Annotated in this window: 22 protein-coding genes; 13 read left to right on the top strand and 9 right to left on the bottom strand. The window is 74.2% G+C overall.

The genetic code is table 11. From position 1 onward, the window contains the following. The first annotated feature begins 69 nt into the window (after nucleotides 1-69). On the top strand, nucleotides 70-858 hold the full coding sequence (locus GRQ65_RS06620) for an HAD family hydrolase (protein WP_160876393.1): 789 nt from the start codon (nucleotides 70-72) through the stop codon (nucleotides 856-858). A gap of 394 nt (nucleotides 859-1,252) precedes the next feature. Here GRQ65_RS06620 and GRQ65_RS06615 read toward each other — a convergent pair whose 3' ends face one another. After that, on the bottom strand, nucleotides 1,253-1,981 hold the full coding sequence (locus GRQ65_RS06615; RefSeq protein WP_160876391.1) for a Fic family protein: 729 nt from the start codon (nucleotides 1,979-1,981) through the stop codon (nucleotides 1,253-1,255). A gap of 36 nt (nucleotides 1,982-2,017) precedes the next feature. Between GRQ65_RS06615 and GRQ65_RS06610 the strand changes: the two genes are divergently transcribed. Beyond that, entirely contained in the window at nucleotides 2,018-2,875 is an 858-nt protein-coding gene (locus GRQ65_RS06610; RefSeq protein ID WP_160876389.1) for a class I SAM-dependent methyltransferase, read from the top strand. Between the two features lie 13 nt (nucleotides 2,876-2,888). Here the strand turns inward: GRQ65_RS06610 and GRQ65_RS06605 are convergent, their stop codons facing one another. Together GRQ65_RS06605 and GRQ65_RS06600 are read right to left on the bottom strand one after the other, a co-directional pair. Next, nucleotides 2,889-5,021 (bottom strand): Ig-like domain-containing protein, encoded by a 2,133-nt coding sequence (locus tag GRQ65_RS06605; RefSeq protein ID WP_160876387.1) that lies wholly within the window; start codon nucleotides 5,019-5,021, stop codon nucleotides 2,889-2,891. Beyond that, nucleotides 5,018-5,593, bottom strand: coding sequence for a hypothetical protein (locus GRQ65_RS06600; RefSeq protein WP_160876385.1), 576 nt, complete (start codon nucleotides 5,591-5,593; stop codon nucleotides 5,018-5,020). Before GRQ65_RS06600 ends, GRQ65_RS06605 begins: the two co-directional genes overlap by 4 nt. A gap of 234 nt (nucleotides 5,594-5,827) precedes the next feature. On the opposite strand from GRQ65_RS06600, the gene GRQ65_RS06595 reads away from it, so the two are divergent. The 11 genes from GRQ65_RS06595 (at nucleotide 5,828) to GRQ65_RS06550 (ending at nucleotide 14,410) form a co-directional block, all read left to right on the top strand. Further along, nucleotides 5,828-6,190: a cupin domain-containing protein gene (locus tag GRQ65_RS06595; RefSeq protein ID WP_160876383.1), complete on the top strand. Its 363-nt coding sequence runs from the start codon at nucleotides 5,828-5,830 to the stop codon at nucleotides 6,188-6,190. A 10-nt stretch (nucleotides 6,191-6,200) separates the two neighbouring features. Continuing rightward, nucleotides 6,201-6,764: a dimethylamine monooxygenase subunit DmmA family protein gene (locus GRQ65_RS06590; protein WP_160876381.1), complete on the top strand. Its 564-nt coding sequence runs from the start codon at nucleotides 6,201-6,203 to the stop codon at nucleotides 6,762-6,764. Further along, nucleotides 6,761-7,708, top strand: coding sequence for a PDR/VanB family oxidoreductase (locus GRQ65_RS06585; protein WP_160876379.1), 948 nt, complete (start codon nucleotides 6,761-6,763; stop codon nucleotides 7,706-7,708). The genes GRQ65_RS06590 and GRQ65_RS06585 overlap by 4 nt, the downstream gene beginning before the upstream one ends. Continuing rightward, nucleotides 7,705-8,730 carry a heme-dependent oxidative N-demethylase family protein gene (locus GRQ65_RS22120; protein ID WP_337191537.1) on the top strand — a complete coding sequence of 342 codons (1,026 nt, stop codon included), beginning with the start codon at nucleotides 7,705-7,707 and terminating at the stop codon, nucleotides 8,728-8,730. The genes GRQ65_RS06585 and GRQ65_RS22120 overlap by 4 nt, the downstream gene beginning before the upstream one ends. Next, nucleotides 8,727-9,290, top strand: coding sequence for a dimethylamine monooxygenase subunit DmmA family protein (locus GRQ65_RS23875; protein ID WP_202387677.1), 564 nt, complete (start codon nucleotides 8,727-8,729; stop codon nucleotides 9,288-9,290). Before GRQ65_RS22120 ends, GRQ65_RS23875 begins: the two co-directional genes overlap by 4 nt. Further along, nucleotides 9,287-10,309, top strand: a complete 1,023-nt coding sequence (locus GRQ65_RS23870) for a 2Fe-2S iron-sulfur cluster-binding protein (protein WP_202387676.1) — start codon at nucleotides 9,287-9,289, stop codon at nucleotides 10,307-10,309. Before GRQ65_RS23875 ends, GRQ65_RS23870 begins: the two co-directional genes overlap by 4 nt. Before the next feature lie 13 nt (nucleotides 10,310-10,322). Then, a complete protein-coding gene (locus GRQ65_RS06570) occupies nucleotides 10,323-11,384 on the top strand; it encodes a heme-dependent oxidative N-demethylase family protein (protein WP_160876377.1) in 1,062 nt (353 codons plus the stop codon). A 91-nt stretch (nucleotides 11,385-11,475) separates the two neighbouring features. Next, on the top strand, nucleotides 11,476-12,846 hold the full coding sequence (locus tag GRQ65_RS06565) for an ammonium transporter (RefSeq protein ID WP_160876375.1): 1,371 nt from the start codon (nucleotides 11,476-11,478) through the stop codon (nucleotides 12,844-12,846). Then, nucleotides 12,843-13,181, top strand: coding sequence for a P-II family nitrogen regulator (locus GRQ65_RS06560; protein WP_160876373.1), 339 nt, complete (start codon nucleotides 12,843-12,845; stop codon nucleotides 13,179-13,181). Before GRQ65_RS06565 ends, GRQ65_RS06560 begins: the two co-directional genes overlap by 4 nt. 111 nt (nucleotides 13,182-13,292) lie before the next feature. Further along, a complete protein-coding gene (locus tag GRQ65_RS06555) occupies nucleotides 13,293-13,943 on the top strand; it encodes a helix-turn-helix domain-containing protein (protein WP_160876371.1) in 651 nt (216 codons plus the stop codon). Beyond that, nucleotides 13,940-14,410 (top strand): ASCH domain-containing protein, encoded by a 471-nt coding sequence (locus tag GRQ65_RS06550; protein ID WP_202387675.1) that lies wholly within the window; start codon nucleotides 13,940-13,942, stop codon nucleotides 14,408-14,410. The genes GRQ65_RS06555 and GRQ65_RS06550 overlap by 4 nt, the downstream gene beginning before the upstream one ends. On the opposite strand, the gene GRQ65_RS06545 is transcribed toward GRQ65_RS06550, so the two are convergent. Genes GRQ65_RS06545 through GRQ65_RS06520 form a run of 6 tightly spaced genes read right to left on the bottom strand, consistent with a single transcriptional unit; the run spans nucleotide 14,368 to nucleotide 22,531 of the window. Next, complete coding sequence (locus GRQ65_RS06545) at nucleotides 14,368-15,063, bottom strand: CbiX/SirB N-terminal domain-containing protein (protein WP_160876369.1); 696 nt, start codon at nucleotides 15,061-15,063, stop codon at nucleotides 14,368-14,370. The two genes, GRQ65_RS06550 and GRQ65_RS06545, sit on opposite strands and share 43 nt — an antisense overlap. Further along, nucleotides 15,060-16,196: a uroporphyrinogen-III synthase gene (locus GRQ65_RS06540; protein WP_337191536.1), complete on the bottom strand. Its 1,137-nt coding sequence runs from the start codon at nucleotides 16,194-16,196 to the stop codon at nucleotides 15,060-15,062. Before GRQ65_RS06540 ends, GRQ65_RS06545 begins: the two co-directional genes overlap by 4 nt. Next, on the bottom strand, nucleotides 16,178-16,510 hold the full coding sequence (gene nirD / locus GRQ65_RS06535) for a nitrite reductase small subunit NirD (RefSeq protein WP_337191535.1): 333 nt from the start codon (nucleotides 16,508-16,510) through the stop codon (nucleotides 16,178-16,180). Before nirD ends, GRQ65_RS06540 begins: the two co-directional genes overlap by 19 nt. Then, nucleotides 16,507-19,065, bottom strand: a complete 2,559-nt coding sequence (gene nirB, locus GRQ65_RS06530) for a nitrite reductase large subunit NirB (protein ID WP_160876367.1) — start codon at nucleotides 19,063-19,065, stop codon at nucleotides 16,507-16,509. The genes nirD and nirB overlap by 4 nt, the downstream gene beginning before the upstream one ends. Further along, entirely contained in the window at nucleotides 19,062-20,453 is a 1,392-nt protein-coding gene (locus GRQ65_RS06525; protein WP_337191534.1) for an FAD-dependent oxidoreductase, read from the bottom strand. The genes nirB and GRQ65_RS06525 overlap by 4 nt, the downstream gene beginning before the upstream one ends. Further along, nucleotides 20,450-22,531 carry a molybdopterin oxidoreductase family protein gene (locus tag GRQ65_RS06520; RefSeq protein WP_160876365.1) on the bottom strand — a complete coding sequence of 694 codons (2,082 nt, stop codon included), beginning with the start codon at nucleotides 22,529-22,531 and terminating at the stop codon, nucleotides 20,450-20,452. The genes GRQ65_RS06525 and GRQ65_RS06520 overlap by 4 nt, the downstream gene beginning before the upstream one ends. Between the last annotated feature and the right edge of the window lie 3 nt (nucleotides 22,532-22,534).

The raw sequence follows: 22,534 nt of genomic DNA, 5'->3' as shown, positions 1-22,534 counted from the left end.
GACGCGACCTGTGGAGGACGGTCCCACCAAGGCGCCCTGTGGACGCCTCGCGGTCAATACGATGAAGCCATGGCCGACCCGTCGCTCCGCACGGCGGCCTTCTTCGACCTCGACAAGACGATCATCGCCAAGTCGAGCACCCTCGCCTTCAGCCGGCCGTTCCAGGCCGGCGGCCTCATCAACCGGCGCGCGGTCCTGCGCACGGCCTACGCCCAGTTCGTCTACCTCGTGGGCGGTGCCGACCACGACCAGATGGAGAAGATGCGGCTGTTCATGTCGCAGCTCGTGGCGGGCTGGGACGTCGCCACCGTGCGCGACATCGTCGCCGACACGCTGCACAACGTCGTCGACCCCCTGGTCTACGACGAAGCGGTGAGCCTCATCGAGGAGCACCACGCCGCCGGGCGCGACGTCGTCATCGTCTCCGCGAGCGGCACCGAGGTCGTCGAGCCGATCGGCGCGATGCTCGGGGCCGACCTGGTCGTCGCCACGCGGCTGCAGGAGCGCGACGGGCGCTACACCGGCGAGATCGACGTCTACGTCTACGCCGAGGAGAAGGCCCGCGCGATCGAGGAGCTCGCCGCCGAGCGCGGCTACGACCTCGAGCGGTGCTACGCCTACAGCGACTCGATCACCGACGTACCGATGCTAGAGGCGGTGGGGCACCCGTTCGCGGTCAACCCCGACCGCGAGCTGCGGCGTACGGCGCGGGCCCGCGGCTGGCCCGTGCTGGTCTTCACCGAGCCGGTGACCCTGCGCAGTCGGGTCGCGGTCGTACCCACCCTGGCCGCGCTCGCGGTCGGCGGCGCGGTGGCCGTGGGCGGCGTGCTCTGGGCCAGTGCCCGCCGCCGCCGCTGACGGCTGGACCAGTGAGGACCCCGGACGTGCTGGTGGCACCCGAGGTGCAGGACCTCGGGTGCCACCGCTGACACGTGCGCCCGGCTACCAGGCGTGCATCCACAAGTGCCGCCCCGGAGCTGTTCCGGAGGCGTGCGCCCTTCTCGAAGGGAGATCGCCGCGTGGGTACCGGCTGCCCGTGTACGTCTGGAGTTGTGACTCCTTTGTACGCCCGCTCCCAGGCCACATCAACCCCTTGAAACGGGGTCGGATCAGGAGGATCTTGGGGAGGGTCTGCGGTCTCCCGTGGCCCCCGGCACTGCAGGTGTAGAGGTGGTTTCGAGACAGAACTTCGTCCTTCCGCAACCACCGGGGACGACAGGACTTCGTCCTTCCTCGACCACCGGTGCGGCGACTACTCCGCCTCGCGGCGCAGCGGGCTCGCCTCGGCTCCGGCGGCGAACGCCTCGGCGGCGTACAGCAGCCAGGCGTGGACGCCGTTGCGACCGCCGTCGCGGTAGCCGCGCAGGTTGGACTCGTACTCCGCGCGCAGCGCGAGGTGGGCCGCCTCCGGGACGGTCAGCGACTTCTCGTCGACGCCCTTGGCGACGAGCACGAGGCGCTCGGCGGCGCGGGCGACGAGTCCGTTGTGGGAGGCGAACGGCGCCGCGGTGGCGAGGTCGGCGTGCACGACCGCGGCGAGGACGAGCGCCGGCACCTCGGTGCCGCCGGACAGCAGCCGCGCCAGGGCCTGGAGCCGCTCGGCGGCGCCGGCGTCGCGAGGGCGACCGAGCTCGGTGTCGTCGACGGACCCGGTGGCGGCGAGGGTGTGCAGGCGGGCGAGCGCCTGCAGGGGCGAGCGCGACAGCGTGGGGGCGAGCCCGAGCAGGGCGGTGGAGACCCGTACGGCGTCGGCGGCCACGGCGTCGACCTCCCCCGCGCGCACGTCGGCCAGCGACGACGCCGAACCCTCCAGCACGGCCGAGGCGTGCGCCCCGCGCAGCAGCGACTCACCTGTGCTCTCGGGCGAGGTCCGCCGCAGGCCGCGGTCGCGCAGCACCACGTCGATGCCGTCGCGAGCGGCGGCGAACGCGGACGGCACGCCCTCCAGCGAGATCAGCCACGACAAGGGGTCTGCGCTCACCGGCGAAACGCTATCTCGGGGCTACCGTGGACGGTGATGAGCACTCCCGAGCCTGCCCGTTCCTTCGGCTCCGTCGCCGACGCCTACGACCGCGGCCGCCCTAGCTACCCGCGCGAGGCGGCGGCCTGGCTGACCCACGAGCAGCCGCTGCGCGTGCTCGAGCTCGGCGCCGGCACGGGCAAGCTCACCGAGCAGCTCGTCGCGCTCGGCCACGACGTGCACGCGACCGACCCCGACCCGGCGATGCTCGCCGTGCTCAGCCGCCGCCTGCCCGACGTGCGCGTCTCCCAGGCACCGGCCGAGGAGATCCCGTCCGGGGACGCGTCGTACGACGTGGTGGTGGCGGGTCAGGCGTTCCACTGGTTCGACCTCGACCGGGCGCTGCCGGAGATCGCCCGAGTGCTGCGCCCGCGCGGTCGCCTCTCGCTGGTGTGGAACCAGCGCGACGAGCGGATCCCGTGGGTCAAGCGGCTCGGCGCCCTCATCGGCAACCACGACCGCGTCGGCGACCCGGCCGAGCTGCTCGCGGCCAGTGGGCTCTTCGGCGAGGTCGAGGAGTCGGCTCACCGCTTCTGGCAGGTCGTCGACCGCCACTCCGTGCAGGACCTCGTGCGCTCGCGCTCCAACGTCGCCTCACTGCCGCCCGAGCAGCAGGAGGCCAAGCTGGCCGAGGTCGTGGCGTTCTACGACGAGTACGGCCGCGGCATGGACGGCATGCAGCTGCCCTACACCGCACGCTGCTTCCGCGCCGAGGTGCACGAGCGGGTCACCCCGGCGGCGCCCGTCTCCGACGCCGACGGCGGCGCCGCCCCCGAGGGCGACGCCGCCGCTGACGGTGCCGGTGCCGTCTCCGACGGCTCGTCGACCGACCTGCTGCTGATCGACTTCAAGTAGCCGGCGGTCCGGGTCAGCTCCAGCCGAGGCCGTCGATGCGCACCGGCTGGGCGGTGAGGCTGACGATCCGCACCGGTCCCGTGTACGCCGCGGCGAGGGGTTTCAGCGTCAGCACGGTGGTGGCGCCGGAGCCTCGGGTCAGCGAGACGACGCCGATCCGCTTCGTGCCGGCGTAGACCGCGACCTTGCCCTGCTTCGCCTTCACGCCGCCCTTGACCTTGGCCGGCTTGCCGGGCGTGGCGACCAGCGACAGCTGGGTCGCGCCGGTGACGGAGGCGGTCAGGGTCGCGCCGCGCCGCGTGGCGACGGCGGAGGTGCCGGCCCACGACGTGGCGTCGGCGAGGCGCTTGAACCCCTTGGCGGCCTTCATCGCGGCCACACCCATGGGCACCCTCCAGCTGCGCACGACCGGCGAGGCGTCGCGGTTGCCCGCGGCGTCGACGGCGGCGATGCGCACCTCGTGGCGCCCGGCACCGAGACCGGTGAGCGACAGGCGGCCGTCGGCGCAGGGCAGGGCCGCGCCGTCGAGGGTGCAGGCGTAGGTGCCGACCTCGCTCGCCGCGGCGACCAGCGTCGCGCTCGTCGAGGTCACCAGCGCCCCCTCGGCCGGGCCGGAGGTGAGCGCGGTCTCCGGTGCGACGGTGTCGGCCACGGGTCCGCTCTGGACGCCGTCGGGCACCTGCGTGGGGCTGGCCACCCGCCACTCGTGCACGGTGGGCACCGCCTGGACGTTGCCGCGGGCGTCGCGGGCGACCACCTCGAAGCGGTGGGCCCCCGGGGTGAGCCCGGCGAGCGAGAACGGCGACGTGCACACCTTCCACTCCCCGACCACGCCGAGGGTGGTGACCCGGCAGGAGTACGCCGTCGCGTCGGGCGCCGAGAACGCGAAGCGCGCCGCGGTGCCGTCGGTCTGGGCGGACGTGATGGCCGCGGTCGGTGCTGTGGTGTCCACGTCGACGGACACCCGGGCGACCGGACCGACGTTGCCGGCCTCGTCGGTCGCGCGGGTCTCGGCGACGTAGGTGCCGTCGGCGAGGTCGTCGAAGACCACCGAGCCGGGTGCGCACGAGGCCCAGGCACCGTCGCGACTGGGTCCGGTCAGCCGGCACTCGAGGGAGCTGGCGGCGTCGTCGGTGCCGGCCGTGACGACGATGCGTCGACCGGTCTGGGTGTAGCGCTCGACCGAGCTGACCGGCGCGACGGTGTCGACCGTCCAGCTCCAGGTGGCCGGGATCGGGTCACGCCAGCCGTCACGGTCGGCGCGGAACCTGACGGTGTGAGGCCCCTCCGCGAGTCCGGCGAGGGTCGCGGTGGCGACCCGGCCGCCGGCACACGTGGTGAACGCCGCGCCGTCGAGGCTGCACGCGAACCCCTCGGCGGCACCCGAGCTGAGCCCGAACGTCGCGGTCGCGCTGGTGTCGAGGGCCTTCGGCCCGGAGGTGACGGTGGTGTCGACGGTCCAGAACGTCGAGGTCGCCGGCGGGCTGTAGTTCGAGGAGGAGTCCACGCGCCACGCGGTGAACGTGTGCTTGCCCTCCTCGACCTCGCGGGTGCCGAAGCTGCCGCAGTCGAACGGCGGCTGCTCGTCGATCCGGCAGACGTTGCGCCCGTCGTCACCACTGCGGATGTCCCACTCCACGGAGCGCTCGGCCCGCGCGTCGGTCGTGACCTTCAGCGACGGGGTCGCGGGAGCGACCGAGTCGCGGAAGAAGACCTTAGGGGTCTTCTCGACCGTCCCGAACGACGAGGAGTGCACGCCGCACTCGACGACCCCGTTCTTCGTGCGCATCTCGTCGCAGCCGCCCCAGCCGTAGACCGTCCAGTCGCCGGGCTTGCCCGGGTCGCCCGGGTAGGGCCGCAGCCAGACCCACGCCTCGAAGACCTCGGAGTCGCGGAACCGGTCGCAGGTGATGACGTCGCCCAGCTTCTGGGCGTCCTTGTTGCGGCAGTAGCCGTCGGCGCCGTCCTCGGGCGACCCGTCGGAGACCGCGAGGGCCCCGCGGCCGCTGATGGAGACGGTCACGCCGACCTGGCCGGCGTGGGCAGCACCGGCGGTGCCGAGCTGGACGCCGGCGAGGCCGGCACTGATCGCGGCGAGGGCCAGCGCGCGGCGCAGCAGCGACCGGCCGCGGGGACGCGCGCTCATCGGCACACGTCCACGTCCTGGCTGCCGAGCACGCCGCCGGGGGCCCGGCGCAGAGCGCCCTGCCAGTCCTGCGTCTCGGGGGTCCAGGCGCGGGTGCCGGTGACCGGACCCGAGACACCCTGGACCGTGGTGCGCTCGACGTCGACCTCGACGGCGACGCGGGGCTGACGGGTGCCGGCCCAGCAGCCGGTCGCCCGACGTTCGCCGGCGGCCTCGGTGGCCGAGACCTCCTCGCCGACCACGTGACCGGCGTACCTCACGGCGACCGTGGTGACGTAGCCGAGCTGGCCCTCCCAGGGCGCCTTCAGCGTGAGGACCGAGCCCCAGGTGCGGCGGCTCGGCACGTCGAGCACGGCCTTGCCGCCGGTGACGGCCACCGCCTTCGAGCTCCAGACGCGGACGCCGTCGCCGCGCGGGACGGCCTGCTGCAGCTGGACCGTGCAGCCCTCGCAGTCGGTGATGCTGACCGCGAGGGCGGTGCGGCCGGCGGCGGCGTCGGCCACGGGGACGGTGAGGGTGCCGGCGGCGGCGACCAGGGCCGTGGCGGCGAGGGTGGTGCTGACGATCTTCACGACGGACTCTCTTCTCTCGGCGCCGGCCCCCGGTGGGACGCCGCCACGACGAAGAGTGCGCGAGGCCGCTTGCGGCTCTCCTGCGGCGTACGACGGCCCGCGGGCGCACGCCGCAAGCGGTCCGCAAGCCCCGTCGCAGGACTTTCAACCCACCGACACACGCCCGAAACACCCAGCCTGTCTCCTGACGATAGACATCGTCTCACCACATGATTTGACCGACTTGGAGAGCCCATGACCGAGGTCGCCCCGTTCCGCGTCACCCCCGAGGCCTGGAAGGCCCTGCCGGCGATGACCGACTCCACCGGCGACGGCTACATCGCCGACGTCTACGAGAACCCCGAGGGCTCCGCGATGTGCTCGGGGTTCTTCGAGCTCAAGGCCACGGACGACCCGCTCGTCTACGAGTACACCTACGACGAGATGAAGGTCGTGCTCGAGGGTGAGTTCCTCCTGGAGAACCTCGACACCGGCCAGCAGAGCGTCGCCAAGGCCAAGGACGCGATCTTCTTCCCGGCCGGCTCGCGCATCGCCTTCTCCACGCCCGACCACGCGCTGGCCTTCTACGCCGGCACGCGCAAGGCCGACGAGCTCTGAGTCCGGACCGATGACGGCACTCAGCACCACGAGCATCCCGAGGTGGGCGCGCGACGCGCACGACCCGCCCAGGGAGTCGACGCTGCCGTCCGGCGCCGCCTCGTGGCTGCTGGTCCCCGTCGGCGAGGAGGCCCACCACCTCGCGCTCCGGTGGGCCGAGGGACTGCCCGCGGACGTGCCGACGGAGCTCGTCGCCGGCACGTCCGCGGACGGCGTCGCTCCCGCGCTCGACGCGGCACTCGAGGCCGCGCGGGTCGGGGTGCGGGTCGCCGTGGCCGGACCGGTCGCGGACTGCCTGGCCCTGCGTGGCCAGCTGGTCTCGGCCGGTCTCGAGGACGACGAGCTGCTGGTCGCACCCACCTCCGCCGCCGGCCTCGAGGTCTTCTGCGTGCACTGCGGGGCCACCACCCGCGCCACCGCGGAGGTCGGCGACGTCGTGGCCTGCGACAGCTGTGACCGGGGCCTGTTCGTCTACCACCACGTCTCGCGGCGCGACGGCCGCTTCCTCGGCTTCCAGGCCGACGCCGAGACCGCCACCGATCCGACCGACCCGACAGGAGGTGACCCCCGATGAGCGATCTCGAGCTCGTCGTCACCCGCGTCGACGACTCCGTGCCGGGCGTGCGCTCGCTCGACCTGGCCACGCCCGACGGCGCCCGGCTGCCCCGCTTCGTGCCCGGCAGCCACCTGGTTGTGCACCTGGGCGAGGAGGGCGATCGCACCAACGCCTACAGCCTCACCAGCGACGGCACCGACCCGACGGCGTACTCCATCTCGGTGCTGCGCGTCGCCGACGGCGCGGGCGGTTCCCGGTGGGTGCACGACGCCCTCGCGGTCGGCGACCGCGTCCGCGCCCGGCTGCCGCGCAGCGCCTTCGCCCCCGTCGCCCGGGCGCGCAAGCACCTGCTCGTCGCCGGCGGCATCGGCGTCACCCCGATCGTCTCGCACCTGCGGGCCGCCGCCCGCTGGGGCCGCGAGGTGCAGGTCCTCTACGCCTTCCGCGAGGGCCACGGCGCCCACGTCGACGACGTCCTCGACCTGTGTCCCAGCGCCGAGCTGCTGGTCGACGGACCGGACGAGCTGCTGGCCCGGCTGCGCGTCGCGCTCCGCGAGCAGCCGGTCGGCACCCACCTCTACGTCTGCGGGCCAGGGGCCATGATCGACGCCGTCCTCGCGGCCGCGGCCGACGCCGGCTGGCCCGGGTCCCGGGTGCACCTGGAGCGGTTCGGCACCGACGCGCTCGACCCCGGCGACCCGTTCACCGTCACCCTCGCCCGCACCGGGCGCACGCTGCGGGTGCCGAGCGGCACCAGCCTGCTCGAGGCGCTGGAGGCCGACGGCGTGGCCGTGCCCAACCTGTGCCGCCAGGGCGTGTGCGGCGAGTGCATGCTGCCGGTCGTGAGCGGCCGGCCGCTGCACCGCGACCTGTTCCTGTCCGAGCCCGACAAGGCCTCGGGACGCGTGGTCATGCCGTGCGTCTCCCGCGCCGACGGCCCCAGCCTGGAGGTGGCCCTGTGACCGCCGTCGACAGCCCCGAGGACACCGCGCTGGCGTCCGTGCCGACCGCGTGGGAGCAGTTCCCGTTCCCCTTCGTGGCCGACCAGTACCGCTACAGCACCAACGTCGAGCCCGCCCGGCGTCCGGTCGCGACTCCCGTCGGTCGCTGGGGCACGCCCCTCGTGGCCGTCGACGAGCACTACCGCACCGAGCTCGACGAGCGCGCGGCCATCCTCGCCGCCGACCCCAGCCGGCACGCAGTGCTGCCGCACATGCGGCCCGCGGCCTGGGACGCCTGCCTGACCCTGCTCGGCGAGCTCGCCGCCGCCGTGCCGCACCTCGCCTCGCTCACCCCCGTGGGCGCCCGCGGCGAGGGCCGCTGGCACTGGCGCAACGACCTCACCGGTGACGACCTCACCTTCACCTACGGCGACGACGCGTCCCTGCCCGACGAGCCGCTGCGCTGGGTGTGCGGGCAGGTGCAGGAGGACGTCGTCCTGCTCGACCAGCGCGAGCAGCTGTACGGCGATGCGGGGGTCGTGACGTTCGCTGCCGACTGGAGCTTCGGCTTCGACGTCGGCATGAGCTTCCTCGAGATCCACGGCCCGGTGCCGCGCATCCACGAGGAGGGCGTGATCACCCGCGCCCACGACTTCCTCATGCGGCTGCAGCCCCATGCGCCGTACCGCCGCACCAACTGGACCCTCACCGTCGGTCGCCGGCTCGACGTGGCGACCGAGCGGTACCACGAGTGGGGACCCGACCGGGAGCTCGTGCAGCGCGTCGACGACGAGACCTTCGGGCGGCTCGTGCACCTGCGCGTCGAGGTCCAGCACCTGGTGCGCCTGCCCGACTCGGGCGCGGTCATGTTCCTCATCCGCACCCACCTGCAGCCCCTCGAGGCGATCGCGCGGGTCGAGCCGTGGCGGTCACGGGCCGCCGAGGTGCTGGCCGAGCTGCCCGAGGACATGGCCGACTACAAGGGCATCATCAAGTACCGCGACCGCGCCGCGGCCTGGCTGCGCGCGGCGGGCGAGCAGTGAGCGCGGTCGTGGCCGAGGTGACGGGGGCGCCGGCCGAGGTCGTCCCCCCGCAGCACCCCTCGCTGCCGGCCTGGCCGACGGAGCCGCCGTCCGTCGACCAGACGGGCACGAGCCACCTCGTGCTCGCCCTCGGCGGGGGCGAGGACGCCGCCAGCACCGCGCGGAGCTGGCTGGCCGTCGCCGCGGCGCAGGCACCCACGACCCTCGGTGTCCTCGACGACGTCGACGACCCCGAGGACCGCGCGACGCTCCTCGGCCTGGTCGACCGGGCGCGCACCGGGGTCCGGGTGCTCGTCGTCGGCGGTCAGTACGACGTCATGCAGGCGCTCGCCCTGCTGCGGGCCCGAGGCGCGCACGAGTCCGAGCTGCGCGCCTTCGTCACCGACCGTCGCGAGCTGCCGGTCTTCTGCGGGCACTGCCAGAGCGTCACGCGCGCCGTCGTCGAGCCAGGCGGCGAGGCCGACTGCCGCGGCTGCGGTCGCGTGCTCGAGGTGCACGAGCACGCCGCCGCCACGCTGGGCGCGTTCCTGGCCTCCGACGCCAGGGCGGGTGCGTCGTGAGCGCAGTCGTCAGCTCGACCGCCCCCGTGCAGCGGGCCGAGGCCTACGTCGGCCACCAGCACCCCGGCTACGCGCTCGGCCGCCGCCGGTTGCACGTCGTCGGGCTCGAGCGGCTCACCGACCGCGTGCTCCACGTCGAGCTCGCGGACCCATCGGGCCGCCCGCTCGCGGCGTTCCAGCCCGGCAGCCACCTGGTCGTCGAGGCCGGCGAGGGTCGGCGCAACGCCTACTCCCTGACCGGCGACGGCTTCAACCCCGCGACCTACGCCATCAGCGTGCTGCGCCTCGACGGCGGCTCGGCCTGGCTGCACCGCACCCTGGAGGTCGGTGGCGAGCTCGAGGTGGAGGGGCCACGGTCGATGTTCCCGGCCGCCCACGACCAGCAGCACGCACTCCTGGTCGCGGGCGGCATCGGGGTCACCCCGGTGCTCTCGCACGCCCGGGCGGCGGTGCGGGCCGGCCGCAGCGCGACGGTGCTCTACTCCTACCGGCCCGGTCACGCCGCCCACCTCGACGACCTGCACGAGCTGGCCGGGCGTCCGGGCTCCCGGGTGCGCGTGGTCGAGGCGACCGACGTCAAGCAGACCCGCGTCTCCCTGACCGGACTGCTGGCCGACCAGCCCTTCGGCACCCACGCCTACGCCTGCGGACCGAGCGGGCTGCTCGAGGCCTACGAGGAAGCCGCCGAGCTCGCTGGATGGCCCGCCAGCCGGGTCCACCTCGAGCGCTTCGTCGCCCCAGAGCTCGACCCCGGCGACCCGTTCACCGCCACGGTCGCCTCGACCGGGCGGCGCGTGGAGGTGCCCAGCGGCACCAGTCTGCTCGAGGGGCTGCTCGCCGCCGGCGTGCCGGTCGGCTACCTGTGCAAGCAGGGCGTCTGCGGCGAGTGCCGCCTGCCCGTCCGGGCCGCCGCCGCCCTCGACCACCGCGACGTCGTCCTCACCGCCGAGGAGCGGCAGAGCGGCGCCCACGTCATGGCCTGCGTCTCCCGCGGGCGCGACATCGAGCTTGACCTGTGAGGAAGGAGCCGCGATGACCACCACGACCGAGGCGCCGGTGCCGCCGATCGCCCCGCTCGACACCCCGGCGGTGCGGGCCTTCCTGGCCCAGCCGCTCGACCACATGGCCCGCCTGCCGTGGCCTTTCCCCGACGGCTACGAGGCGTTCCGCTACTCCGTCAACGTCGACCAGGCGCGGGTGCCGCGCCCCACGCTCGCGGGCGAGTGGGGCCGCCACCTCGTCGACCTCGGCGGGGCGGAGTACCCCACGATCATGGCCGAGCGCCGCGCCGTCCTCGCGGCCGATCCCGCGCGGGTCAAGGTGCTGCCCGGCATGGAGCTCGCCTGCTGGGACCTGCTGCTCTACTACTTCCGCGACCTGGCGCTGTCCTACCCCGAGGTGATGCACCTCGACGAGCGCGTCGACGGGGACGCCGACCGGTTCCGCTGGCGCAACGACCTGCTCGGCACCGACCAGGAGTTCACGCTCGGCCGCGAGGAGACCCTGCCCTGCGGGCCGCTCGAGATGCTGGCCCGCGAGGTGCCTGACGACCTGCTGCTCGTCCGCGAGCGCGACGGTCGGCTGCACTTCGACGCGGGGGCGGTCACCTTCGCGGCCGCGTGGTCGGTCAGCTTCGACGTCGGCATGGACATGTACGAGATCCACGGCCCCGTCCCGCGGATGACCGGGTCGGGCATGACCGCCCGCGCCGAGCAGTTCCTGCTGCGGATGCCGGCCGACCAGGTCTTCCGCCGCGTCAACTGGAACGTCGCGGCCTCTCCCACCCGGACCTACGACATCTCGCTCGAGGCGCTGCCCGCCTGGGCCGGCGACATGGACGCCGCCCTCGCCGCCGGCACGGCGATCCCCGACTGCCAGCTGCGCATCGAGCTCGAGCACTTCGTCCGGCTCCCCATGAGCGGTGCGGTGACGTTCAACATCCGCACCTTCATGGCCTCGCTCGCCGAGGTCCGCCGCTTCCCGGCGTACGCCGCCCAGCTCGCCACCATCCTCGACGAGCTGCCCGAGGACCTCGCGACCTACAAGGGGTTCGCCCACCTGATCCCGCAGATGGTGGCCTACCTCCGCTCCTGATCTTCCCTCCCCGTCACCCCAGCGACACCCCTAGCGACACCCCGAGCGACAGCGTCGTCGCGCGCCGTTCCCCTCGAGTGAAGGAAGACCGATGGACCCCACGACTGCAGAGCAGCTGGCGCTCCACGCCGACCTGGCGTGGCTGATCGCCGCGTTCGCCCTGGTGCTGCTGATGTTCCCGGGCCTGGCCCTGTTCTACGGCGGGCTGATGGGGGTGAAGAACACCCTCAACATGATGATGATGGTCCTCTCGACCCTCGGGATCACCGCCGTCCTCTACGTGCTGTTCGGCTTCGGCCTGGTCTCGGGACCGTCCCTGGGCGGCATCATCGGCAACCCCGCCGACTTCATCGGCCTGCAGGACTTCGTCGTCGACAACGGCTCCGCCGGCTACCAGAACGCCTGGTACAACGCGTTCTTCATCCTCTTCGCCGCGATCACCGTCGCGATCGTCGCCTCCGGCGCGGCCGGCCGGATGAAGTTCGAGTCCTGGCTGGTCTTCGCGACGCTGTGGCTGGTGCTCGACTACTTCGTGGTCGGTCACTGGGTGTTCAACGCCGACGGGTGGCTCTTCGGCAAGGTCGGCATCCACGACTACGCCGGCGGCACCGCCGTCCACATGAACTCCGGGGTCGCCGCGCTCGCGCTGGCGCTCGTCATGGGTCCGCGCAGGGGCCGCCCCGAGCGCCCGCACAACGTCCCGCTCGTGATGCTCGGCGGCGGCATCCTGTTCTTCGGCTGGTTCGGCTTCAACGGCGGCTGCGCCTTCGGCGCGAGCTTCCTGACCCAGGTCGTCCTCAACAACACCCTGCTGGCCGGGTGCGCCGGCATGATCGGCTTCGGCCTGGTCGAGCGGTTCCGCGGCGGCCACTTCACGACGATCGGTCTCATCACCGGCGTCGTCGCGGGTCTGGTCGGCATCACGCCGTCGGCCAACACGATGACGCCGCTGGGTGCGCTGGGCGTCGGGATCGTCGCGGGCGCCGTCGTCGCCTTCTCGCTCAGCCTCAAGCACAAGCTCGGCATCGACGACAGCCTCGATGCCTTCGCAGTACACGGGCTCGGCGGCATCGCCGGGACCATCTGCATCGTGCTCTTCGCCGCGGAGGCCGCCCCGGCCGGCATCAAGGGCGTGCTGTTCGGGGGCGACCCCGACATCATCTGGAAGGAGCTCGTGGGCATCGTCGCCACCTGCGCCTACTCGTTCGTCGTCACCTACGCGATCGCCAAGGGCGTGGACAAGATGATGGGCCTGCGGATCGAGGAGGAGACCGAGCTGGCGGGTCTCGACCTGGCCCTGCACGCCGAGAGCGCCTACGACCTCAGCCCCGCGGGCAGCACCGGCATGGTCGCCGCCGGCACCATCGCGGCGCTGACCAAGCCGGTCCCGGCCGAGCCCACCGCTGACACCGCCTCCGACACCGCCGCCGGCACCCGGGTCGCACGGGTGGTCGACGCGTGAAGCTCGTGACCGCCATCCTCCGTCCCCACGTGGTCGGTGACGTCGTCGCCGCCCTGCAGTCCGTCGGCGTGTCCGGGGGCACCTTCACCGAGGTCAGCGGCTTCGGCCACCAGAAGGGCCACACCGAGGTCTACCGCGCCGCTGAGTACGACATCGTGCTGGTGCCCAAGGCCCGCCTCGAGGTCGTCGTCGACGACGCCGACGTCGACGCGGTGTTCAAGGCCCTCGAGGGCACGGTCCGCACCGGCCGGATCGGCGACGGCAAGGTCTGGGTCGTCGAGGTCGGCGACGTGATGCGCCTGCGCACCGGCGAGCGCGGGGCCGCCGCCGTCTGACGGCGACGTCCGCGGGTCGGCAGCGAGAGGCAGGAACGGGTGCGCCGGGAGCGGGGACCCGGCGCACCCGCCGGCCACTGCGGTGAGACGGTGGCCTACTACGGTGGACCCGTGGACCCCGCGAACGACGCCCTCCTGCGCAACGCGGGGACCGCGCGGGAGCGCCAGCCCGGCGAGGACGGCGACGTCCTCGACCTGGAGAGCGCGATCGCCCGCAACACCAAGCGGCTGCGGGCCCAGCTCGGTCTGTCGGTCGGCGACATGGCGGCGCGCGTCGGCATCTCCAAGGCGATGCTGTCGAAGGTCGAGAACGCCCAGACCTCCTGCAGCCTGTCGACGCTGGCCCTGCTCGCCCGGGGCTTCGACGTGCCGGTCACCACGCTGGTGCGCGGCGCCGAGAGCGAGCGGCCCGCGTCGTTCGTCGCCGCCGGCCAGGGCGCCCCCATCGTGCGCCGCGGCACCCAGCGCGGCCACGAGTACCAGCTGCTCGGCTCGCTGCCCGGCGAGCACAAGCGGCTGGAGTCGCTGCTGGTCACGCTCAACGCGGCCAGCGAGCTCAACCCGCTCTTCCAGCACCCCGGCACCGAGTTCATCTACGTGCTGAGCGGGGAGATGGTCTACGGCCACGGTCGCTCGAGCTACCGCCTCGGTCCCGGCGACTCGCTGCAGTTCGACGGCGAGGGCGCGCACGGTCCGCTCGAGCTCGTCACGCTCCCGGTGACCTTCCTGTCCGTCATCGCCTTCCCCGACGCGACGCTGTGACGCCCCCCGGGCCCGACCCGGCCGCCGTCGAGGCCTTCTGGCACGAGTTCTGCGAGGCCACCGGCGTGACCGGGAGACCGGTCGACGTCTTCTGCTTCGGCGACTCCGTCGCGATGGCCGACGAGCTGCTGGCCCTGGTGCTGGCGGGCACCAAGCGGGCGACCGCCGGACTGCTCGCCGACTACGACGAGGAGGGGTTCCGCCCCGCGCCGGGCGACCACAGCGTCGTCCACGCCGGCGACGGGACCCCGGCCGCCGTGATCCGCACGCGGGCCGTGCACACCGGGCCGCTCTCGAGCGTCGACGCGACCTTCGCGTGGGAGGAGGGCGAGGGCGACCGCACGCTCGACGGCTGGCTCGAGGGCCACCGCGCCTACGTCCGGCGCGCCTTCGCCGCCGCCGGCAGGCCCGCCGACGACGACCCTCAGCTGCTGTTCGAGCGCTTCGACCTCGTCTGGCCCGCCTGAGCCGCCCGCGTCCGCTCGACGACGAGCTCGACCACGAGCGGGTGCGGGCCGATGACGTCGGCCACGAGGGCACCTGCCTCAGCCGCGGCGGCACGGCACCGGTCGGCGAAGAACCCCTCCGACAGCAGGTACGGCGACACGGCGGTGTCCGGCGTCAGCACCTCGGCCGGACGCGGGCCGGGCCCCGTGAGCGTGGCGAGCGCGACCGGGCCTCCCCACGCCTCGCCGAGCAGCCGCACCGCCTCGTCGAGGTCGGCGGCGGCGAGCGGGTCGCGCGAGCCGGCCGCGACCAGCGCGACGGGCTGGCCGGGGACGGCGCCGCACTCGCGCAGCCGCGCCACCTGCGCGGCGGCGAGCAGGGGGTGCGGCCCCAGCGGCGGGGCGATCACGAGCGGCCCCGCGGCCTCGGCGCCGGGGATGTCCTCGCGGATGTGGAACCCCGTCGACAGCAGCAGCGGCACCGCGACCGTGGGGACGTCGGAGGCGGCGACGACGTCGGCGTAGAGCGGCTCGCACAGCTCGACGTACGACGCCACCGCCGGCATCTCGAGCCGCTCGGCCGCCGCCGAGGTCACCTCGCGGGCCACCGCGTTGCCGGGGCCGTGGCGGGTGCCGTGGGCGACGGTGACGAGACGCGAGGCGGGCGAGGTCACCGCGCCACCGCCAGCCGGTAGCCCCGCTTGACCACGGTCTGCACGACGCGGGTGCCGAGCCCGGCGCGCAGCCGCGCGACCGCCATCTCGACGGCGTGCTCGGAGCCGGCGGTGCCCGAGGGCAGCGCGGCGAGCAGGTCGCGGCGCGAGACGACGTGGCCGGGGTTGACGAGCAGCGCCTGCAGGACGGCGTAGGGCGCGGGCGAGAGCCGCACCTCGACGCCGTCGACCAGCACCTGCTCACCGTGCACGATCAGCGTGTGCCCGGCGACCTCCAGGGTGGTGCCGGAGTCGCGCGAGGGCAGCTCGGTCTCGATCAGCTTGACCATCGCGGCGAGCCGGGAGCGGTCGGGGACGATCGTCGGCACGCCCCACATCTCGAAGGCCGCCGAGGTGACCGGACCCACGCACACCGCGACGACGTCGGCCTGGAAGGCACCGACCACCTCGTCGCGGCGCCCGGTCGAGCCGGCGGCCTCCATCATCGCCGCGACTGCGGGCGCCGAGGTGAAGGTGACGGCGTCGAGCTCGCGGTCGGCGATCTGGTCGATGAGCGCGAACATCGGACCCGGGTCGGAGGCCGGCTCGACCCGGTAGACGGTGACGGTGGTGACATCGGCACCCTGGCGGCGCAGCGCGTGGGCGACCATCGACAGCGACTGGCCGTGCTCCTGCACGACGATGTGGAGCCCCTCCAGGGAGCGGCCGCGCAGGTGCGCCAGCACGTCGTCGAAGCACTCCGAGTCGGGCGCCCACAGCTCGCGCAGCCCGCGCCGACGCAGCGCGCCGACGCTCTTGGGTCCGCGGGCGAGGATCTCGGCGCGACCCAGCGCCTCCAGCAGCGCCTCGAGCAGCCCCCACTCCTCGGCCGCGTCGAACCACGCCCGCATCCCGATCCCGGTCGTCGCCAGGAACAGGTCGACCGGGCGGGCCAGGACCTGCTCGGTCGCGGCGCGCAGGGTCTCGTCGACCCGGCTCGACTCGGTCGCGAGCGCGGGCGCCCACACGACCGAGGCGCCGCGACGCTCGAGCAGCGCGACCTGCTCCTCGACCTTGCGCGCGGCGGTCACCCCGATGCGGTAGCCGGCGAGGGGACCGTCCGCCACCTCACCGGTCACGACGTCCCGACCCACACGACACCATCGTCCACCCTCACGTCGTAGGTCGCGACCCGGACCTCCGGGTCGTCCAGGCACTGGCCCGTGCGCAGGTCGTAGCCCTGCTTGTGCAACGGCGAGGCGACGTACGCCGCACCGCCGCGGGTGCCGACGATGCCGCGGGAGAGCACGGAGGCCATGCCCACAGGGTCGTAGTTGGAGATCGCGTAGAGGTTGCCGTCGTGTGTCCGGAAGATCGCGACCGCCGTGCCGTCGACGAGTGCGCACACCCCGCCCTCGACCGGCACGTCCTCGACGCGGCAGACCGCGGTCATCGTCCGCGCGCTCACCGGGGCCGCCCCACGGGGATCGCCGCGCCGAGCAGCACCGGCCCGTCGGAGTCGGCGGGCACCGCCTGGTCGCGCTCGGAGCGGAAGGTGATGTGCGGGTCGGGGAGGTCGGGGGCGTTGACGAAGGAGACGAAGCGGCGCAGCTTCTCCGGGTCGTCGAGCGTCGCCTTCCACTCGTCGGCGTACGCCGCCACGTGGGTCGCCATCGCCGCCTCCAGCTCGGCTCCGAGCCCGAGCGCGTCGTCGACCACGACCTCGCGCACCCGGTCGAGACCGCCCTCGAGCGAGTCGACCCAGGGGGCCGTGCGCTGGAGCCGGTCGGCGGTGCGGACGTAGTACATGAGGAACCGGTCGAGGTAGCGCACCAGCGTCTCGGTGTCGAGGTCGCCGGCGAGCAGCCGCGCGTGCGCGGGGTTGGCGCCGCCGTTGCCGCCGACGTAGAGGTTCCAGCCCTTCTCGGTGGCGATGACGCCGAAGTCCTTGCCGCGCGCCTCGGCGCACTCGCGGGCGCAGCCGCTCACCCCGCCCTTGAGCTTGTGGGGCGAGCGCAGCCCGCGGTAGCGCAGCTCGAGGTCGATGGCGAGCTGCACCGAGTCCTGCACGCCGTAGCGGCACCAGGTGGAGCCGACGCACGACTTCACGGTGCGCAGGCTCTTGCCGTAGGCGTGGCCGGACTCGAACCCCGCGTCGACCAGACGTCGCCAGATCGCGGGCAGCTCCTCCATCCGGGCCCCGAACAGGTCGATGCGCTGGCCGCCGGTGATCTTGGTGTAGAGCCCGAAGTCGCGGGCGACCTCGCCGATGACGATCAGCTTCTCGGGGGTGATCTCGCCGCCCGGGATGCGCGGGACGACGGAGTAGCTGCCGTTGCGCTGGATGTTGGCGAGGTAGGCGTCGTTGGTGTCCTGCAGCACCGCGGTGGCGCCCTCCAGCACGTGGCCGCCGACGGTCGAGGCCAGCACCGAGGCGACGACCGGCTTGCAGACGTCGCACCCGCGGCCGGTGCCGTGGGCCGCGACGATCTGGTCGAAGGAGGTGTACTGGTGCACCGCCACGACGTCGAAGAGCTCCTGCCGGGTGAGCGCGAAGTGCTCGCACAGGCTGCGGTCGACGGTGCGCCCGATCGAGGCGAAGTGGTCCTCGACGATCTTCTTCACCACGGGCTTGCACGAGCCGCAGGTCGCGCCGGCCCGGGTGCACCTCGTGACGCAGGAGGCGCTGTCGCAGCCACCCCCGTCACTCACGGCGGCCACGATGTCGGCCTTGCTCACGTCGTTGCACGAGCAGACCTGCGCCTCGTCGGGCAGCGCGATCTCGGCGCCGCCGCGGCCCTGCGGGAGGATCAGCTCCTCGGGGTTGGCGGGCAGGTCGATGCCGGAGGCGACCATCGGTCGCAGCACGCCGTACGCCGACGCGTCGCCGACCAGGATGCCGCCGAGCAGGCGGCGGCCGTCGTCGGAGACGACGAGCTTCTTGTAGACGCCCGCGACCGCGTCGGCGAAGACCAGCTCGAGGGCCCCGTCGGTGGTCGCGAACGCGTCGCCGAACGACGCCACGTCGACCCCGAGCAGCTTGAGCTTCGTCGACAGGTCGGCGCCCTCGAAGGTGCCGGCACCGCCGAGCAGCGCGTCGACGACGACCTCGGCCATGGCGTAGCCGGGAGCGACCAGGCCGTACATCCGGCCCGCGGGGGCGGCGCACTCGCCGATCGCCCAGACGTGCGCGTCCGAGCTGCGGCACTGCGCGTCGACCAGCACCCCGCCGCGCTCGGCGACCTCGAGGCCGGCCGCCCGGGCCAGCTGGTCGCGGGGTCGGATGCCCGCGGAGAAGACGACGAGGTCGACCTCGAGCGGCTCGGCGTCGGCCAGCGCCAGCCCGGTGACCGCGTCGGTGCCGAGCACCCGCTCGGTGCGGGCGCCGGTGTGCACGTGCAGGCCGAGCCCCTCGACGTGGCGGGCGAGCGTCGCACCCCCGGCCTCGTCGACCTGCACCGCCATCAGTCGCGGCGCCATCTCGACCACGTGGGTCTCCAGGCCGAGTCCGCGCAGCGCGTTGGCGGCCTCCAGCCCCAGCAGACCGCCGCCGATGACGGCTCCGCTGCGCGCGGTCGCGGCCGCGTCGCGGATGGCCTCGAGGTCCTCGACCGTGCGGTAGACGAAGCAGCCCGGGAGGTCGTGGCCCGGCACCGGCGGCACGAACGGCGCCGCCCCGGTCGCGAGCACCAGCTCGTCGTAGGCGATGACCTCGCCGGTGTCGACGAGCACCGTCCGCGCCTCGAGGTCGAAGCCCTCCACGGCGTGGCCGAGCAGCAACCGCACTCGCGGGTCGTCGTACACCCCCGACGGCAGGAGCGAGAGCGCGTCGGCGCCGACCTCGAAGAACGACGTGAGCGCGACCCGGTCGTAGGCCGCCCGGGCCTCCTCACCGATCACGACGACGTCGTGGGTCTCGGTGAGGCCACGCTCGACCGCCGCCTGCACGAAGCGGTGGGCGACCATGCCGTGGCCGACGACGACCAGGGTCCGGCGCAGTGTCCGACGCAGGTGTGGGCTCATGGGTGGGTCCTCTCCAGGGTGGGGCCGGTGCTGGTGCGGGTCGAGAGCAGGGCGCGGACGGCGGCGGAGCAGCCGCCGCAGCCGGTGGTGGCGCGGGTGGTGGCGCGGGCCTCGTCGAACGACGCACACGCGCGGACCGCGCCGGCGGTGACGCCCGCGCAGGCGCACACCTCGGCGGTGTCGGGCAGCACCACCGGCGCGCCGGGTCGGTCGGGGGTGAGCAGCGCGGCCGGCTCGTGGGGGCCGAGGACGGTGCCGCGGTCGAAGTGCTGGGTGATCAGGCCGATGCGCGACAGGTCGCCGACCAGGGTGGCGGCGACGATGCGGCCCTCGCGCACCATCAGGCGGCGGTGGGAGCCGACGACCGGGTTGGTCACCTCGACGACCTCGCCCTCGGCGTCGCGGTCCCCCAGCACCGCCACGTCGAGCCCGGTGGCGCGCAGCCGGGCGACGAACCGGCTGCCGTCGTACGTCGGGTCGGCGCCGGCGATCCGCGAGGCGAGCACCTCGGCCTGCTCCCAGGCGGGACCGACGGTGCCGTGGGTGCGCCCGGCGTGCTCGGCGCAGTCGCCGATCGCGTGGATCGCGGGGTCGCTGGTGGTGAGGGTGTCGTCGACGAGGACCCCCCGCCGCACGGCCAGCCCGGCACGGCGCGCCAGTGCGGCGGCGGGTCGGGCGCCGGCGGCGAGGACCACGAGGTCGACGTCGGCGAGCACGGCGCCGTTGTCGAGCACGAGGCCCGCCTCGGTGAGCTTGATCAGCCGGGCCCCGGTGTAGACGGCCGAGCCGAGCCGGGTGAGGTCGCGGGCCAGCACCGAGCCGGCCCGCGGGCCGACCTGGCCGCGCATGAGGTGCTCCCCGCCCTCGACCACCTCGACGTCGAGACCACGGATGCTCAGCGCCCGGGCGACCTGGAGGCCGAGGAGCCCACCGCCGACGACGACCGCGCGGCGCGCGTGCGGCACGGCAGCATCGAGACGGTCGCAGTCGTCGAGCGAGCGCAGCGTGTGCACCGAGGGGTGCAGGGTGCCGTCGAGGCCGACGAGCCCGCGCACCGGCGGCAGGCTCGGGATGCTGCCGGTGGCGAGCACCAGGCGGTCGTAGCCGATCCGCTCGCCGTCGACCAGCACGAGCTCGCGCTCCGACCGGTCGACCTCGGCCACCCGGGTGCCGAGGCGGGCGTCGACGCCGTCCGGCAGGCCCAGCCCGATCGCCGCGCGGCTGTGGGTGCCCTCGAGCACCGCCGACAGCAGGATCCGGTTGTACGGCGCGTGGCGCTCCTCGCCGACCAGCGTCACCGGTCCGGTGTCGCGTGCGACGAGCGCCTCGACCAGCCGGGTCGCGGCCATCCCGGCGCCGACGACGACCGTCCTCTCCCCGGCGCTCACGTGCGCACCGCGCAGGCACAGACCTTGAACTCCGGCATCCGGCTGGCCGGGTCGAGGGCGTCGTGGGTGAGCCGGTTGGCGCCGACCCAGTGGAACGGCACGAAGACGGTGTCGGGACGGATCGTGTCGACCACCCGGGCGGTCGCCTTCAGCTCGCCGCGGCGGGTGGTGACGACGACCGGCTCGCCGTGGTGGGCACCGATCCGGTCGGCGAGCATCGGGTGCAGCTCGACGAACGGGCCGTCGTCGGGCAGCTCGGCGATCCGCCGGGTCTGCGCGCCGGACTGGTACTGCGCGAGCACCCGTCCGGTGGTCAGGTGGAGCGGGTAGGCGTCGTCGACCGGCTCGGCCGGACCGGCGTGCTCGACGGTGACGAACCGCGCGAGGCCGTCGGCGTGGGCGAACCGTTCGGTGAACAGCCGCGGGGTGCCGGGGTGCTCGGGAGACGGACACGGCCAGAAGACGCCCTCCTCGCGGCGGATCCGGTCGTGGTCGATGCCGGCGTAGTCGGCGCGGCCGCCGGACGAGGCGCGGCCGAGCTCGGCGAACACCTCGGCCGCCTCAGTGCTGAACGGCACCGGGGAGCCGACCCGCGCGGCGAGGTCGGCGATGAGCGCCAGCTCGTCGCGCACGCCGGCCGGCGGCTCGACCGCCCGCTCGCGCAGCACCACGCGGCCCTCGAGGTTGGTCATCGTGCCGGTCTCCTCGGCCCACTGGGTCACCGGCAGCACCACGTCGGCGAGCGCCGCGGTCTCCGACATCACGAGGTCGGCGACGACGAGCAGGTCGAGCGCCTCGAGGCGTGGCACGACGTGGCCGGTGCGCGGTGCGGAGACCGCGATGTTGCTGCCGAAGACGAGCAGCGCCTTCGCCCCGTCCTCGGTCCCCAGGGCCTCGAGCAGCTCGTACGCCGAGCGCCCGGGGCCGGGCAGGCTGTCCGGCTCGACGCCCCACACCCCGGCCACGTGGGCGCGGGCGGCCGGGTCGTCGATCATCCGGTAGCCGGGCAGCTGGTCGGCCTTCTGGCCGTGCTCGCGCCCGCCCTGGCCGTTGCCCTGGCCGGTGAGGCAGCCCCAGCCCGAGTGCGGGCGGCCCGGGAGCCCGAGCGCCAGCGCGACGTCGATCCAGGCGAGCACCGTGGCGGTGCCCTGGGCGTGCTGCTCGGCCCCGCGGGCGGTGAGCACCATCGCCTTCTCGGCCCCGGCGAGCAGGTCGGCCAGCTCGCGCAGCTGCGCGGCCGGCACCCCCGAGACCCGCTCGACCCGCTCGGGCCACCACCCGGCGGCAGCCGCCTTCACGGCCGCCCACCCCGTCGTCCGCGTCTCGACGTACGCCGTGTCCACGGCGCCGGCCGCGTCGAGCAGGTGCAGCAGCCCGAGCGCGAGCACCAGGTCGGTGCCGGGCACCGGCTGGAGGACCAGGTCGGCGCGGTCGGCGGTCGGGGTGCGGCGCGGGTCGATGACCACGACGCGGCCGCCGTTCTCACGCAGCCGGTCGAGGTGGCGAGCCGCGGGCGGCATGGTCTCGACCAGGTTGGAGCCGACGAGCACCAGCACCTCGGTGCCCTCGACGTCGGCCAGCGGGAACGGCAGCCCGCGGTCGACGCCGAGCGCGCGGTTGCCCGCGGAGGCGGCCGACGACATGCACCAGCGGCCGTTGTAGTCGATCTGGCTGGTGCCGAGCGCGACCCGGGCGAGCTTGCCGAGCTGGTAGGCCTTCTCGTTGGTGAGCCCGCCGCCGCCGAAGACCGCCACCGCGTCGGGCCCGTGCTCGGCCCGCAGCGCCCGCAGCCGTCCCGCTAAGAGGTCGAGCGCCTCGTCCCACGACGCCTCGCGCAGCGCGCCGGTCGCGCGGTCGCGCAGCAGCGGGCTGGTGAGCCGCTCCCGGTGACCCCGCAGGCCGCCGGCGGTCCAGCCCTTGCGGCACAGGCCGCCCTCGTTGACGGGGAACTCCGCCCACGGCTGCACCTCGAGGGTGCGGCCGCGGGGCTGGAGCGTCATCCCGCACTGCAGGCTGCAGTAGGGGCAGTGGGTCCGGGTGGCGGTCCGGGTGGCGGTCCGGGTGGCGGGGCGCGTCATCGG

It is taken from the genome of Nocardioides flavescens (assembly GCF_009823805.1).
Classification (GTDB): domain Bacteria; phylum Actinomycetota; class Actinomycetes; order Propionibacteriales; family Nocardioidaceae; genus Nocardioides; species Nocardioides flavescens.
The sequence above is the reverse complement of the archived record's forward strand: the minus strand, read 5'-3'. Positions and strand labels throughout refer to the sequence as shown.